The organism is Rhizobium sp. FKL33, from assembly GCF_005222915.1.
Classification (GTDB): Bacteria; Pseudomonadota; Alphaproteobacteria; order Rhizobiales; family Rhizobiaceae; genus Rhizobium_E.
The window spans coordinates 1-14,497 of sequence record NZ_STFX01000026.1; the positions used below are offsets into that span (position 1 = coordinate 1).

Genomic DNA, 14,497 nt, shown 5'->3' on the forward strand with positions numbered 1-14,497 from the left:
CCATGGCGAGCCGCGACCAGTCCAACGCGCTGGCCGAGGTCAATTCGTCGGTCAATTCGATGGACCAGATGACCCAGCGCAACGCCGCCATGGTGGAGGAAACCAACGCCGCCACCCGTCAGCTCGCCGACGAAGCCGACAACCTCATGGGCCTCGTCCAGCAGTTCCGCCTCGCAAGCCAGACCCAGCACGCAAGGCGCGCGGCGTAACGCAGAGAAGCCGGCGGGCGCATCAGCCCGCCGTACCGTTTTGAGGCGAAAATAGCCGCCTTTTGCCTTATTTTTCGGGAAACGGGAATAACCGTTAGTCCGTCCTTAATTTACCGATGCGACACTCGGCGCTCAACAACGGCAGCGCCCCGCCCCAAAGAAGGACGCCGCGCCGCTGGATGTCGCAGAGGAGGGCCGGTCTTGATCGACAAATTTATGTCGCGCTTCAAAATTCAGACAAAGGTGATCGTGCTGGTCGCGCCCTTTGTCCTCAGCATCTCCGCCGTCGGCGCGACCGGGCTTTATGCGTCGGGACTGCTTCAGGGCCGCATGGAAATCTCCAACAGCGTGTTGCAATCGCTGAGCGGCTTCAAGACCGTGTTCGCGAGCATGAGCGACTTCCTGCGCGCGCCATCGGAGACGACGCATCAGAAAGCCGCTTCGGATGTCGCGGCCCAGCTTGCCCTTCTCGAACAAACGGCCGATGACCTGCGCGCCGAGACCGATGTGACGCTGCTGACCGAAGCGCTCGAACAATCCAAGACCATTTCCAGCAATGTCGAAACGCTCTGGGGCCTGCAGACCAAGCAGAACGCGATCATGGACAGCGTCGTCAAGGCCCAGGAAACGCTGACCACCGTTCAAGGCGACATCGGCAAGAAATCCTTCAAACTGATCGCCGAAGCGAAAAAGAAGGAAAAGGCCGAAAAGAAGGGCTTGAACAACGCCGTCGAAATCGACCGCATCGCCACGATGCTGGACGCGCTCGTCGTCGATTACGCCAAGGTGCTCGCCGACGCCGACAAGCTGGCCGTGCTCAAGAAATATGGACCTGTTCTCGAAAAGAGCGCCGCGCAGCTGGCGGCCGCCCTGCCCAAGGCCAAGCTGCCCTACGCCAAAAAATATGAGAAGCTGCTCGCGCCCGTGCTGACCCAGATCAAGTCGGGCGATGTGAGCCCGGCCGTGATGACCAAGACCAACGGCGCGATCAACAGCTTCCGCACGCTCGCGACGATGTTCAAGCAGTTCGGCGGCGACCTGATGCGCCAGTCGATCCTCAATCTCGCCGCGGCCGACGCCCAGATCTCCAAGGCGGACAATGTCGCCAACAAGCTGCGGTCGATCGTCAACAACAACAACGAAATTCGCGTCGTCTTCGCCGAACTCGTGGCCAAGCCCGATGAGGCCGGCGTAAAAAAGGTGCAGCAGTCGCTCTATATGTACAACACCGAAGTGCAGCGGCTGGCGAGCGCGGTGAAGGACGACCCGTTCTTCTCCGACCTCACCAAAGTCGTCGAACCGGTGACGACCGGTCTCGACAAGGCCGCCGCCGAACTCGCGGTCAACGCCCGCAGCAAGGAAACCGAATTCGCCGCCGCCGCCCAGCAGATCGACCAGACCTGGAACAAGCTGACGCAATTCGCCGAACTGCAGCGTGACAGCGCCGGCGCGGAACGCGACCAGGCCAATTCGATTTCGATCGGCGCCATGGCGCTCGGCGTGCTGATCGCCATGGCGGCCGGCGCCGCGCTTGTGATCACGCTGAAGGGACCGATCCTGGCCATCACCAACGCGATGCGCAGGCTCGCGGACGGCGCCATCGACACCGCCATCACCGGCGACCGTCGTCCCGACGAAATCGGCGAAATGGCGCGCGCGCTGTCGGTGTTCAAGAACAACGCCCAGCAGAAGATCGCCATGCAGGAAGAAGCCGAACGCAATCGCCGCGTCTCGGAAGAGGAGCGCCTGCGCAACGAGGCGGAGAAGGCGGAGACGGCGCGGCAGGTCAATTTCGCCGTTCGCGCGCTGGCAGACGGTCTCGGCAATCTCGCCCGCGGCGAGCTGCGTTTCACTATCGACACGCCGTTTGCCGGCGAACTCGATTCCCTGCGTCAGGACTTCAACAGTTCGATCGCCGGTCTGCGCAACACCATGTCGGAAATCCGCAACGCCTCCGACCTCATCCAGGACAATGGCCGCCAGATGGCCGATGCCGCAGATGATCTCGCCAAGCGCACCGAACAGCAGGCCGCGTCGCTCGAAGAAACCGCCGCCGCCGTCGAGGAGATCACCGCGACCGTCAAGACCACGTCCGGCCGCGCCGGCGAGGCCCAGCGGATCGTGGCGACCGCCAAGAAGAACGCGGAGAGCTCTTCGGACATTGTGCAGAATGCCGTGTCCGCCATGGTGCGCATCCGCGACGCCTCCGACAAGATCAGCCAGATCATCGACGTGATCGATTCCATCGCCTTCCAGACCAACCTGCTGGCGCTGAACGCCGGCGTCGAGGCGGCTCGCGCGGGTGAAGCCGGCAAGGGTTTCGCGGTCGTGGCCCAGGAAGTCCGCGAACTGGCGCAACGATCGGCGAAGGCCGCCAAGGAAATCGGCGATCTCATCGGCAACTCGGCCCAGGAAGTGTCGACCGGATCGCACTATGTCGAACAGACGGGCCAGGCGCTGATGACCATCGCCCAACAGATCGTCGAGATCTCCGGCCATGTCGATCTCATCGCCACATCGAGCCGCGAGCAGTCGTCGTCGCTGTCGGAAATCAACTCGACGGTGAACGCGATGGACCAGATGACCCAGCGCAACGCCGCCATGGTGGAAGAAACGAACGCCGCCACCAGGCAATTGTCGCAGGAGGCGGATCTCCTGCGCGAACTGGTCGCCCGCTTCCAGCTCGACGGCGCCAATGCCAGGGACGGCAGACGAGCCGCCTGATGGGGTCAAATCCCGAAACATCTCAAAGCGGGCGCATCGTCGCCCGCTTTGTCGTTTTGCGCGGAGAGGACGCAGGCGCTCGGCTTGCCGCCCGATAGCTTTTCACGCTATCAAATGCCGTCCGGGCCGACCGGATGCAGCGAAAAAGGTTCATCATGGCATGGCAAAGCCCGATCTCTCCCGGCATCTCCTGGTATGAAGATTCGGTCGGAGATCGACCGGAATACCCTCCCCTCGACGGCTCGACGCAGACGAGCGTCGTCATCATCGGCGGAGGCTTTACGGGGCTTCAGGCGGCCTACAATCTGGCCCGCTCCGGCGTTGATGTCAGGCTGATCGAGGCGCATCGGCTGGGCGACGGCGGATCGGGACGCAATGGCGGCCAGCTGGGCACCGGCCAGCGCTGGTGGCCGGAGGAAGTCGAAGAGGAAATCGGCCTCGAACGCTCCCGCGCGCTGTTCAAGATGGGCGAAGCGGCCAAGGCGCATCTGTTCGACTTCGCCCAGCGCGAAAATATCGACATGGATTACCAGCCCGGTCACATGATCGTGGCGCACAAAGCGCGCATGGAGAAAGACTTCCGCGCCAATGCGGAGATCGCCGCCGAGCGCTACGATTATCCGCATCTGCGCTTCATGGACAAGGAAGAGACGGCCCGCAAAGTCGGCTCCCAGCGGTTTCATTTCGGCGTCCATGACGCGGGCACCGGTCACGTCCATCCGATGAAGCTGCTGGTCGGCCTCGGAAAAGCAGCCGCCCGCGCCGGCGCGAAGCTGCATGAAATGACGGGCGCAAGCTCAATCACCTCCGCAGGCGGCAAGGTACGCGTGGAGACCCCGCGCGGAACGATCACCGCCGACAAGGCGTTGATCGCCACCAATTCCTATATCGGCAATCTAGAGCCTATTACGGCCGCCCATGTGATGCCGATCGGCTCCTTCATCGGCGCGACGCCGCCGCTCGACGACTTTCCCGATGTCATCCCCGCAGGCGAATCGGTCTGCGATTCGCGCTTCGTGGTGCGCTATTTCCGCAAGTCCAAGGACAACCGGCTGCTGTTCGGCGGACGCGAGATCTATTCCTCGGAGAAACCCGACGACATCACCACCCATATCCGCCGGCAGATCACCGAAATCTATCCCCAGCTGAAGGACGTCAAACTGACCCATGGCTGGGGCGGATATGTGGGCATCACCCTGCCCCGTCAACCCTTCGTCCGCGAGGTGATGCCGCATGTCACCTCGATCGGCGGCTATTCGGGCCATGGCGTGATGCTGTCAAACTATTGTGGTAAACTCTACGCCGACCTGATCTCTGGCCAGGCGACCGATCTCGAGCTCTATCGCTCGTTCAACGTTCCTCCCTTCCCGGGCGGAGCCAAGTTCCGGGCGCCGCTTCTGTTTCTGGCGCTCACCTGGTTCTCGATGCTCGACCGCCTCTGAGAGGCTGCCGGAGACGAGACACATCCCCCTCCCCTTCCGCTTTTCGAGAGAAAAGCGCAGCGGGGCACTGGAATTTTTAAATCGATTAGATTATGACAACCATGCCCGATCAAGAGAAGAGAACGTCCATGAGCAGCCAGATCATTCCCGTCGAACCATTCGATTACGTCGTCTTTGGCGGCACGGGCGACCTTGCCGAGCGGAAGCTTCTGCCGGCGCTCTTTCATCGCCAGGAAGCCGGCCAGTTCACCGAGCCGACGCGCATCATCGGCGCATCGCGCGGCGACCTCAGCCATGACGATTACCGCAAATTCGCAACCGAGGCGCTGAAGAAGTTCCTGAAGCCCGGCGAATACACCGACGAGGCCGTGGCCCGCTTCACCGCGCGGCTTTTTTACGTCTCGGTCGACGCGGCTTCCGAAAAGGGCTGGGACAATCTCCGCAAGCTGCTCGACGAGGGCAAGGACCGCGTCCGCGCCTTCTACCTCGCTGTCGGTCCGGCCATTTTCGGGCCGATTTCCGAGCGCATCCGCGATCACAAGCTGATCACCAAGAACACCCGCATCGTGGTGGAAAAGCCGATCGGCCGAGATCTGGCCTCGGCGCTCGAACTCAACGACACGATCGGCAAGGTGTTCCGCGAAGAACAGATCTACCGCATCGACCACTATCTCGGCAAAGAGACGGTGCAGAACCTGATGGCGCTGCGTTTCGCCAATGCGCTTTATGAGCCGCTGTGGAACTCCGCCCATATCGACCATGTGCAGATCACGGTCGCGGAGTCGGTCGGCCTCGAGAACCGCGCCGGCTATTACGACAAGGCGGGCGCGCTGCGCGACATGGTGCAGAACCACATGCTGCAGCTTCTCTGCCTCGTGGCGATGGAAGCGCCCTCCTCGATGGCGGCGGAAGCCGTGCGCGACGAGAAGCTTAAGGTTCTGCGCGCGCTGAAGCCGATCGACGCTTCCAACGCCGACAAGTTCACGGTGCGCGGCCAGTATCGCGCCGGCGCCTCCGACAAGGGCGCGGTGCGCGGCTATCTCGAAGAACTCGAAGGCGGCGTGTCCAACACCGAAACCTATGTCGCCATCAAGGCCGAAATCGGCAACTGGCGCTGGGCCGGCGTGCCGTTCTATATGCGCACGGGCAAGCGTCTGGCGGCTCGCGTGTCGGAAATCGTCATCACTTTCAAACCGATCCCGCATTCGATCTTCGACGCGTCGGCGGGTCGTATTTCCGAGAACCAGCTGATCATCCGCCTGCAGCCGGACGAAGGCGTGAAGCAGTCGCTGATGATCAAGGATCCCGGCCCGGGAGGCATGCGTCTGCGCGAAGTGTCGCTCGACATGAGCTTCGCCCAGGCTTTCGACGTGCGCAATCCGGATGCCTATGAGCGCCTGCTGCTCGACGTCATCCGATCGAACCAGACGCTGTTCATGCGCCGCGACGAAGTCGAGGCGGCATGGCGCTGGGTCGACCCGATTCTCAAGGCATGGGATGAAACCGGACAGCCCGTTCAGGGCTACACCGCCGGCACCTGGGGTCCGAGCCATTCGATCGCGCTGATCGAACGCGACGGCCGCACCTGGCACGAATGATCGAGAAAACGGGAACCCGCTGATGGCTCATCAATTCCATATCTTCGACAATGGCGCGGCGCTCGCCGACGCCCTTGCCGGACGCGTGGCGGGCGCGCTTGCCGAAGGCGTCGCGGCGCGTGGGGCGGCGTCCATCGCCGTCTCCGGCGGCTCGACGCCCAAGGCCTTCTTCAAGGCGCTGTCGTCGGCCGATCTCGACTGGTCGAAAGTGACGATCACGCTGGTCGACGAGCGCTTCGTGCCCGAAACCAACGAACGCTCCAACCATAAGCTGGTCGCCGACATTCTGTTGGTCGGCGCTGCGGCGCGCGCGAAATTCGTGCCGCTCTACCACGCCGTCGCCGAAGCCGAAGACGCGGCGATGGTGGCGACGGGAGACGCCGACCGGATCGTCAGGCCGTTCGACGTGGTGATCCTCGGCATGGGCGGCGACGGTCACACCGCGTCGTTCTTCCCGGGTGGAAACAATCTCGAACAGGCGCTGAACCCGAAAACGCGCCGCAGCGTGATCACCATGGAGGCCGCAGGCGCGGGCGAGACCCGACTGACCTTCACCTTCTCCGCCCTGCAGGATGCACGCCTGCTGGTGCTGCATATCGAGGGCGCCGCCAAGAAGCCGGTGATCGATCAGGCGCTCTCGGAAGGGGCCGCAAGCGCATTCCCGATCGGACGCGTCATTGCGACGGCCGCGTCCGAAACCCAGATCTACTGGGCGCCCTGAGGGCGCGCCCCACCGGGCGGAGCAGACCTTCGCCGACCGACAGCCGAAAGGAAGCATCATGGCAGCCGACAAGAGAATCGCGGCCATCACGGCCCGGATCGTGGAACGTTCGAAGCCCGCGCGCGAGGCCTATCTGGCCCGTGTCCGCGCCTCCGCCTCCAAGGGCGTGCATCGCTCGGTGTTGGGTTGCGGCAATCTCGCCCATGGCTTCGCCGTCTGTTCCCCCGCCGAGAAGGAGATGCTGGCCGGCGACCGCGTCCCCAATCTCGGCATCATCACCGCCTATAACGACATGCTCTCGGCGCACCAGCCCTATGAGACCTATCCGGCGCTGATCCGCGACGCCGCGCGGGAAGCCGGCGGCGTGGCGCAAGTGGCGGGCGGCGTGCCTGCCATGTGCGACGGCGTGACCCAGGGCCAGCCGGGCATGGAGCTGTCGCTGTTCTCTCGCGACGTGATCGCCATGGCGGCGGGTATCGGCCTCAGCCACAACATGTTCGACGCCGCCGTGTTTCTGGGCGTCTGCGACAAGATCGTGCCGGGACTGGCGATCGCAGCGCTGACCTTCGGGCATCTGCCGGCGGTGTTCATTCCCGCCGGGCCGATGACCACGGGCCTGCCGAACGACGAAAAGGCCCGCGTACGCCAGCTCTATGCCGAAGGCAAGGTCGGCCGCGCCGAGCTTCTCGAAGCCGAATCCAAATCCTATCACGGCCCCGGCACCTGCACCTTCTACGGCACGGCGAATTCCAACCAGATGCTGATGGAGATCATGGGCCTGCATATGCCCGGCTCTTCCTTCATCAATCCGGGCACGCCGCTGCGCGACGCGCTGACCAAGGAAGCGACGAAGAGGGCGCTGGCAATCACCGCGCAAGGCAATGAATTCACGCCCGTAGGCGAGATGATCGACGAACGTTCGATCGTCAACGGCGTCATCGGCCTGCACGCCACCGGCGGCTCCACGAACCACACGCTGCATCTCGTGGCCATCGCCCGCGCCGCCGGCATTCACCTGACCTGGCAGGACATATCCGATCTCTCCGACGTCGTGCCGCTGCTGGCGCGCGTCTATCCGAACGGGCTTGCCGACGTGAATCATTTCCATGCGGCCGGCGGCCTCGGCTTCCTGATCCGCGAATTGCTGAAGGACGGCCTGTTGCATGACGACGTCCGCACGGTGTTCGGCCATGGCCTCAAGGCCTATACGGTCGAGGCGCGTCTGGGCGAAGGCGGGGCGGTGATCCGCATGCCGGTCGCCGAAGAAAGCGGCGACGCCAAGGTACTCGCAACCATCGACAACCCGTTCCAGGCGACCGGCGGTCTCAAGATGCTCAAGGGCAATCTCGGCACCGGCGTGATCAAGACGTCGGCGGTGAAAGCGGAACGGCATGTGATCGAGGCGCCGGCGCGGGTGTTCCATGATCAGCAGGGCCTCAACGACGCCTTTAAGAACGGCGAGCTCACCGGCGATTTCGTCGCCGTCGTGCGCTTCCAGGGCCCGCAGGCCAATGGTATGCCGGAACTGCACAAACTGACGACGGTGCTCGGCATTCTGCAGGACCGTGGCCAGAAGGTGGCGCTGCTGACCGATGGCCGCATGTCCGGCGCATCCGGCAAGGTGCCGGCCGCCATCCATGTGACGCCGGAAGCCAAAGCCGGCGGGTTGATCGGCAAGATCCGCAATGGCGACATGATCCGCATCGACGCGATCAACGGCACGATCGAGGCGCTGGTCAGCGATGCGGAACTGGCAAGCCGACCGCAGGCCGAGGCAGATCTCTCCGGCAACGACTATGGCATGGGTCGCGAGCTCTTCTCGATCTTCCGCCAGATGGCGGGTCCGGCCGATCACGGCGCGGGCGTGTTGGCCTGACAATTTTTGGGAGCGGTGCGGAAACGCGCCCTCCCCTCTCCTTTATGTTCGACGGGAACTTTTCCTCATCAGCTCCGTCATGCCCGACAGAGCGGTGACCCGTCACTCCCCTCTGTGCTAGAGATCCTGCGCCGGCATGCCTTCCGGTATCGAGCAAGGATTTTTCGATGACCGAACAGACCTCTCTCCGCCGCGCGACCGCAGCCGATCTGCCCCGCATCATGGAGATCGAGCGGCTGCCGGGCTATGAAATGGTGGTGGGCCGTTCCTCGGCCGAATTCCACGCCCGGGCGCTCAACGATCCGGATTACGCCTATCTGGTTTCAACAGATGAGACCGGGGCCATCGGCGGCTTCGCCATCCTGCGCGATCTCGGCAACATCATGGGCAATACCTGCCTGAAGCGTATCGCGGTGGCCGATCCCGGCAAGGGCGCCGGACGCAGGCTGCTGACCGACGTCATCGCCTGGGTGTTTACAGAGACGCCGACGCATCGCTTCTGGCTGGATCACATCATCACCAATGACCGCGCCCGGCGCGCCTATGAGGCCTGCGGGCTGAGGCGCGAGGGCGTGATGCACGAGGCCTATGCGCTGCCGGATGGCCAGCGCGTCGATCTTGCCTTGATGTCGCTGCTTCGGCCAGAATGGGCGGCGAAGTCGGGCTGAACCGGGGAAGGACAAGGCCATGTGGAGCCGTCTCCAAGATCTCCGGCGGGCCAATGCCGCCGACATCGGCGCGATCATGGAGATCGAGCGTCAGCCCGGCTATGAGCGCCTGGTGGGCCGCTGGACGCGCGCCGAGCACGAGCGCAATCTGGCGCAGCCCGGATTCTTCTATCTCGTGCATGACGACGCCGAGGGGCTCCCTGACGCCTTCTTTGCGCTGAGCGGGCTCGGCAATCACAATGGCGACACGGTGATGAACCGGATGATCCTGCGCAATCCCGGTCAAGGGCTCGGCGCCCGCTTGCTGCCGCAGGTCATGCGGCTGGTCTTCGAAGGGTTCGGGGCGAGAAAATTCCTGCTCCGGGTCGCGCCCTATAACGAGCGCGCCATCCGGCTCTATCGCCACTGCGGCTTTCGGGATGAAAAGATTTTGCCCAAGGCAGGGCGTCGTCCCGATGGAGAGCAGATCGATCTCCTGCTGATGTCGGTCGACTGGGACAGGTGGAGCGAACAGGAAAACGCCGCGAACTCCTGAAGGAGGTTCACGGCGGTTACGTGTTGTTCAACTGTCATGAGCGCGAAGTCGCGCCCTATGCTGTTGCGAGCTCTCGAACTCAGAATTTCGGCGCGGTCTTGCCGAGCTTGCGGTGAGCGGCGATCACCGTATTGGCCATCAGCATGGCGATCGTCATCGGACCGACGCCCTTCGGCACCGGCGTGATCGCGCCGGCCACCGGCTCGCAGGAGGCGAAATCGCAATCGCCGACGAGCTTGGTCTTGCCCTCGCCCTTTTCGGGCGCCGGCACGCGGTTGATGCCGACATCGATCACGGTGGCGCCGGGCTTCACCCACTCAGCCTTGACCATTTCCGGACGGCCGACGGCGGCGACCAGAATGTCGGCGGTCTTGCAGACGGCGGCGAGGTCCTTGGTGCGGGAATGCGCGGTGGTCACTGTGGCGTTGCGGGTGAGCAGAAGCTGCGCCATCGGCTTGCCGAACAGGTTGGAGCGGCCGATCACCACGGCGTTGAGGCCGGAGAGATCCTCGCCGCGCACCGAGCGCACCAGGATCAGCGCGCCGGCGGGCGTGCAGGAGATTAGGCCCGTTTCGATATCGCCGGTCGCGAGCTTACCGGCATTGACGACATGCAGACCATCGACATCCTTTTCCGGCAGGATCGACTGGATCACCTGTTCGGAATCGAGATGCTTGGGCAGGGGCAGCTGCACGAGGATGCCGTGGATGGAAGGATCGCCATTGAGTTCGTCGACGAGGGCGAGCAGATCCTTCTGGGTCGTGTCGGCAGGCAGCGAATGCTGGACGGACTTGAAGCCGCATTCCTTGGCCATCTTGCTCTTGGCGCCGACATAAGCCTGGCTGGCCGGATCTTCGCCGACGAGAACGACCGCGAGGCCGGTCTGCACGCCGGTGTCTGCCTGCAGCGTCGCTGCCGACGATTTCACCTTGTCGATGACCGCAGCCGCCGCCTCGACGCCATTAATGATTTGAGCCAAACTGCCCTCCTTGACATGCGGGTCCCATCCATGCGCGCGATCCTAATGCCGCATGACATCATGCGATGGTCTCAACGCGCCCCGGACCGGCGCATTGGTGACATGGCGAATCGTGACGATCAATAGGAATCGCGCCGCGAGGACAATTGCGCGAGCGATCTGCGCAATTCCTCGACCTCCTCCCAAAGTCGAAGAAGATCGGGGGCGTTGATGCGTGGCGACGTGGCTTCGCCGGACGGTTCGTCGGGGAACCGGCTCTGCCGAGGTCTCGAGGACGGCTCGGGCGAGGCATAGACGCCGTGCTGCGCAGAGGGGCCCGATAGGAAGCGGCCGTCGTCGGACGCGTCCGCGTCACTCATGAAGCGATCAGCAGCCCGACCCAGCAGGCGCACCGCTTCGATGAATTTGAACAGGTTCGGATCGGCGCGATCGGCCTTGTTTTGAAAAGCCTGCACCGGCGCAAGCGGCGGCGGCTCGACCCAATCGCGCGGCGCAAGCGGCGGCGGCGAGGAGGCGCGGCGCGGCGACGGCGTGACGCCGCGACGGCGGAGGATCGACGAAATCTCGTCCCTCAAGTCCTGACGGCCATCGTCGGGGTGAATCTCGGCGCGTTCATGCCGCTCGGAGGCGTTGCGGAGATCGCCGAGGCGCAATTCAAGTTCGTGCAACCGCTCCAGGATCGACGCCCAATCGCGAGCGTCGCGGCGCTCGCCCAGATGGGCGCGCTCGGGTTCCGAGAGATAATCGAGCAGGGAGCGCGCGTGCATTCACCGTCTCTGGTTGAGCTTAGGGAGCGATCTTGGTCTTTACCCTTTGTACATTTATTTTGGTAAACGAAAGGTTAATCCTGTTTACCGGGCGTCGAGATCAGCAGGGGTCGACGCACAGGGGACGGCGTTGTCTTCTTGCTGCTTTTGCCGGACGCGAGTTTGCTCGCCGCATGCGCCATCACATGCCAGAGGAAAACGGGCCCGCCGAGGAAGTAGCGGCCAGCCAGGCGTCGCGGCTCTTGCAGGAAGCGATAGAACCATTCCACCCGCATCTTGCGGACAAATGTCGGCGCGCGCGGCACTTCACCGGCGACAAAGTCAAACAGAGCGCCGACGCCGAGCACGAGCCGGGCATGTTCGGGGCGCACATATCTGTCGATCCATTTTTCCTGGCGCGGCGTGCCCATGGCGACAAGCAGGATATCCAGCTTGAGGGAGGCGGCTTCGGCCAGGATCTCCGCCGACTGATCCTCATGAAAATAGCCATGATGCAAAGGAATGATTTCGTGCCAGGGCGCATGTGCTTCGAAATTCCCGGCCGCTCTCAGGAGGATCTCCGGGCGTGCGCCGATCAGACCGATCCGCTTGGGACGGGTCATGTAGGTCAAGAGCGACGGGACGAAATCCGTGCCGTTGAGATTGGCCGGAAAGGGCGCGCCATGCGCCACCATCGAGGCGATATCGACGCCGATCCCGTCAGGCAGCACCAGATGGCGGTCCAGCGCCTCACGATAGGAGCGGTCCTTGAACATGACATTGGCGTTGTGCGCATTCATGAAGGAAATAACCGTCTGCCCGACCGGCACTTCGGCCAATGCGTTTACGAATGTAAAGGCGTCCGACCAGCCCAGATCGCAAACCGGAAGACCGAAAATCTCCCGATGCGAACTGAACACCGCCAAATTCGAAACGATATTCATGCTGCCAACTCCTCACGCGGACACACGCGGCTGGCGCTCGCCAGCTGCTCTGGAGGACGGGAAAACTCGTAGCGCCCGGAAAGGCTCGTACATCTTCTCCGTCTTCATCATCCATGAAGTAACACGGAGGGCTAAAATGGCATTTAAGTAAAACGATAGAATGCCGCGCTCATGAGCAAGGATGCATTCACCATGAGTTTTTTACGAATAATTTCATTGCTTTAGTAGAAATTCCAGCCTGCGCGCGGGCCTCGACGATCGACAAATCATCCGGCGCATTTATTTCCGAAGACGGGCGCGTTGCTCCAAAATGAAGCATAATACGTGTGATATTTGGAATTTTCGAATTTTTATTCTTATTTTATCCAACAGTTTAAGCATTCATTAACAATGCCGGCCCGCTTGGCGGACCGGCATTGAAGAGGGCGTTAACAAAAATCGGCGTCAGTGACCGCCTTCGGCGGCTTTGCCGGCCGGAATATCCGCAGGCGGCGTTTCGTGAACGATATTGACGGCTTTATCCGAGCGCTGCTGGCGGAGATCGTCCTTGGAGAGATAATCGATCTGTTCGAAGACGATATCGACCACGACGTCGGATCCCAGCCGCTTGTTGAGCGCGTTCTTGATGCGCTCGCGGAAAGCCTTGACGTCGAGTTCCCGGTTATCGCCGATCCGAATGATCTGATCGCCGACAAAGGCGGTGTACAGCTCATCGGTGAGCACGGCCGGGATCGGCAGGGTCACTTCACCCATCTTGGACTTATCGACGATGTAAGACGTCTTGGTCAGGAAATAGCCGGCCACGTCGCCCTTCTTGATCACAGGGAAGGTCACCATTTCGCCATGAACGAGTTCCTGCACCGCCTTCTTCTTCTCAGCTTCGGCGTTGGGATCTTCCGGCTTGGCGAGCTGAATCGAGCCATACACCGCCCCCAAGGTGACGATTGCAACCCAAACACCCGTGATGATGAGCTTGATCATGGCGCGTTACATCTCGCCATAGCGAAACTGTTCCTGCGTGTAGGTGCCGTCGCCATCCTGTTCACGCGCTGCAGTTTTCAGGATGTCGGTTACCGTACGCACCGCATTGAGATGCGCTTCGAGCCGCCTCGCGTTCAGCATCAGCTTCTGTTTGAGGAACTTCATCTGCATCGACAGGCCCGTCGGCAATTCACTCGGGGCGCTGTCCTTGCACAGCATGGTCAATTCATAGAGGCAGCGGCTCTTATGCGCGTTCGACGCCTTGATGTCGAATTCGACGTCCTTGCCGATGCGCTCGTTCTCATTGTCGATGATCAGTTCGAGCCGGCCAAGCACCGTCTTGATGCGCATTTCCTTGAAATTGTCTTCGGTGAGCGCTGTCGCCATTATTCTTGTTCTCCAATGTCGCTAAGCATGGGGATACTCAGACACGCTTCTTCTTGTCGTCTTCGGCGAAGGAGCCGGGCAGAAATTCGTCAAGCGCCTTCATTTCGAAGCGCTGAATGCTCTGGGTCGTCATGCTCTCGCGCTCGGAGAGTTCAGCCTTCTCTGTCTCGGGTGTCCGCTGCGCCTGGCGTGATGCAAGCTGTTCGGCAATGCCGACCCCGCGGCCCTTGGAGATTTCATTGCCCATCTGCTCGGCCATCATGCTCTTCCAGATTTCGCCGGACGAGCCCTTGCCATAGACTTCTTCGCTGTCGGGCAACATCGTCTTGATGAAGTTCTGGAGAACCATCGCTTCGAACTTGCGATAGGGCTCCGGGATTTCCTTGTCCTTCACCCCGGCCCGCGCATTCGTACGAATATGGTCGCGGACGATATTGGAATCGAAGCCTGCATCAGCGTTGTTGAGCTTGCGGGCTTCGGCGACCGCAATTCCTGCCTTGAGTTTCGCCTGCGCCACTTCAACCTGCGCCGGATCGGCCGCGTTGATCACGTCCTGGATGATGTCGGTAGGAGGATTAATGGCCATGGAGGATAAGACGCCGCAGTTCTTCTCGGGAGTTTTGCTAAAAACACCATGACGCCTCAAGCTTGACCGTGGCTTATCGCAGCATCAATGCGGGATTGAGC

13 protein-coding genes and 1 pseudogene are annotated in these 14,497 nt (G+C 62.2%); 8 read left to right on the top strand and 6 right to left on the bottom strand.

The features are described from left to right. From E8Q41_RS16535 to E8Q41_RS16570, 8 genes and pseudogenes are all read left to right on the top strand, one after another. A pseudogene (locus E8Q41_RS16535) lies at window positions 1-209 on the top strand (methyl-accepting chemotaxis protein); the annotation flags it as partial. Between the two features lie 201 nt (window positions 210-410). Then, window positions 411-2,933, top strand: coding sequence for a HAMP domain-containing methyl-accepting chemotaxis protein (locus E8Q41_RS16540; protein ID WP_137156664.1), 2,523 nt, complete (start codon window positions 411-413; stop codon window positions 2,931-2,933). Between the two features lie 155 nt (window positions 2,934-3,088). Beyond that, window positions 3,089-4,375, top strand: coding sequence for an FAD-binding oxidoreductase (locus E8Q41_RS16545; RefSeq protein ID WP_137156665.1), 1,287 nt, complete (start codon window positions 3,089-3,091; stop codon window positions 4,373-4,375). Between the two features lie 128 nt (window positions 4,376-4,503). Further along, the gene (gene zwf / locus E8Q41_RS16550) at window positions 4,504-5,973 is read left to right on the top strand and encodes a glucose-6-phosphate dehydrogenase (protein ID WP_137156666.1); all 1,470 of its coding nucleotides are present in this window, start codon (window positions 4,504-4,506) and stop codon (window positions 5,971-5,973) included. A 22-nt stretch (window positions 5,974-5,995) separates the two neighbouring features. Continuing rightward, window positions 5,996-6,694, top strand: coding sequence for a 6-phosphogluconolactonase (gene pgl, locus E8Q41_RS16555; protein ID WP_137156667.1), 699 nt, complete (start codon window positions 5,996-5,998; stop codon window positions 6,692-6,694). Between the two features lie 58 nt (window positions 6,695-6,752). Continuing rightward, window positions 6,753-8,570: a phosphogluconate dehydratase gene (gene edd, locus E8Q41_RS16560; RefSeq protein ID WP_137156668.1), complete on the top strand. Its 1,818-nt coding sequence runs from the start codon at window positions 6,753-6,755 to the stop codon at window positions 8,568-8,570. 167 nt (window positions 8,571-8,737) lie between these two features. Further along, window positions 8,738-9,238, top strand: coding sequence for a GNAT family N-acetyltransferase (locus E8Q41_RS16565; RefSeq protein ID WP_137156669.1), 501 nt, complete (start codon window positions 8,738-8,740; stop codon window positions 9,236-9,238). A gap of 19 nt (window positions 9,239-9,257) precedes the next feature. Next, window positions 9,258-9,773, top strand: coding sequence for a GNAT family N-acetyltransferase (locus E8Q41_RS16570; protein ID WP_137156670.1), 516 nt, complete (start codon window positions 9,258-9,260; stop codon window positions 9,771-9,773). A 79-nt stretch (window positions 9,774-9,852) separates the two neighbouring features. Here E8Q41_RS16570 and E8Q41_RS16575 read toward each other — a convergent pair whose 3' ends face one another. The 6 genes from E8Q41_RS16575 to E8Q41_RS16600 all read right to left on the bottom strand — a co-directional run bounded on the left by E8Q41_RS16575 (window position 9,853) and on the right by E8Q41_RS16600 (window position 14,396). After that, window positions 9,853-10,752 (bottom strand): bifunctional methylenetetrahydrofolate dehydrogenase/methenyltetrahydrofolate cyclohydrolase, encoded by a 900-nt coding sequence (locus E8Q41_RS16575; RefSeq protein ID WP_137156671.1) that lies wholly within the window; start codon window positions 10,750-10,752, stop codon window positions 9,853-9,855. A gap of 119 nt (window positions 10,753-10,871) precedes the next feature. After that, entirely contained in the window at window positions 10,872-11,519 is a 648-nt protein-coding gene (locus E8Q41_RS16580) for a hypothetical protein (protein WP_137156672.1), read from the bottom strand. A gap of 74 nt (window positions 11,520-11,593) precedes the next feature. After that, entirely contained in the window at window positions 11,594-12,442 is an 849-nt protein-coding gene (locus E8Q41_RS16585; protein ID WP_137156673.1) for a WecB/TagA/CpsF family glycosyltransferase, read from the bottom strand. A gap of 444 nt (window positions 12,443-12,886) precedes the next feature. Further along, entirely contained in the window at window positions 12,887-13,423 is a 537-nt protein-coding gene (locus tag E8Q41_RS16590) for a hypothetical protein (RefSeq protein WP_137156674.1), read from the bottom strand. A 6-nt stretch (window positions 13,424-13,429) separates the two neighbouring features. Beyond that, on the bottom strand, window positions 13,430-13,810 hold the full coding sequence (locus tag E8Q41_RS16595) for a hypothetical protein (RefSeq protein WP_137156675.1): 381 nt from the start codon (window positions 13,808-13,810) through the stop codon (window positions 13,430-13,432). A 37-nt stretch (window positions 13,811-13,847) separates the two neighbouring features. Beyond that, the gene (locus E8Q41_RS16600) at window positions 13,848-14,396 is read right to left on the bottom strand and encodes a rod-binding protein (RefSeq protein ID WP_137156676.1); all 549 of its coding nucleotides are present in this window, start codon (window positions 14,394-14,396) and stop codon (window positions 13,848-13,850) included. Window positions 14,397-14,497 lie beyond the last annotated feature (101 nt).

Excerpts from the sequence above, each read along its gene's own strand:
- E8Q41_RS16545 (WP_137156665.1), top strand. The coding sequence starts at position 3,089 with ATGGCATGGCAAAGCCCGATCTCTCCCGGCATCTCCTGGTATGAAGAT.
- zwf (WP_137156666.1), top strand. The coding sequence starts at position 4,504 with ATGAGCAGCCAGATCATTCCCGTCGAACCATTCGATTACGTCGTCTTT.
- pgl (WP_137156667.1), top strand. The coding sequence starts at position 5,996 with ATGGCTCATCAATTCCATATCTTCGACAATGGCGCGGCGCTCGCCGAC.
- edd (WP_137156668.1), top strand. The coding sequence starts at position 6,753 with ATGGCAGCCGACAAGAGAATCGCGGCCATCACGGCCCGGATCGTGGAA.
- E8Q41_RS16565 (WP_137156669.1), top strand. The coding sequence starts at position 8,738 with ATGACCGAACAGACCTCTCTCCGCCGCGCGACCGCAGCCGATCTGCCC.
- E8Q41_RS16570 (WP_137156670.1), top strand. The coding sequence starts at position 9,258 with ATGTGGAGCCGTCTCCAAGATCTCCGGCGGGCCAATGCCGCCGACATC.
- E8Q41_RS16580 (WP_137156672.1), bottom strand. The coding sequence starts at position 11,519 with ATGCACGCGCGCTCCCTGCTCGATTATCTCTCGGAACCCGAGCGCGCC.
- E8Q41_RS16585 (WP_137156673.1), bottom strand. The coding sequence starts at position 12,442 with ATGAATATCGTTTCGAATTTGGCGGTGTTCAGTTCGCATCGGGAGATT.
- E8Q41_RS16590 (WP_137156674.1), bottom strand. The coding sequence starts at position 13,423 with ATGATCAAGCTCATCATCACGGGTGTTTGGGTTGCAATCGTCACCTTG.
- E8Q41_RS16595 (WP_137156675.1), bottom strand. The coding sequence starts at position 13,810 with ATGGCGACAGCGCTCACCGAAGACAATTTCAAGGAAATGCGCATCAAG.
- E8Q41_RS16600 (WP_137156676.1), bottom strand. The coding sequence starts at position 14,396 with ATGGCCATTAATCCTCCTACCGACATCATCCAGGACGTGATCAACGCG.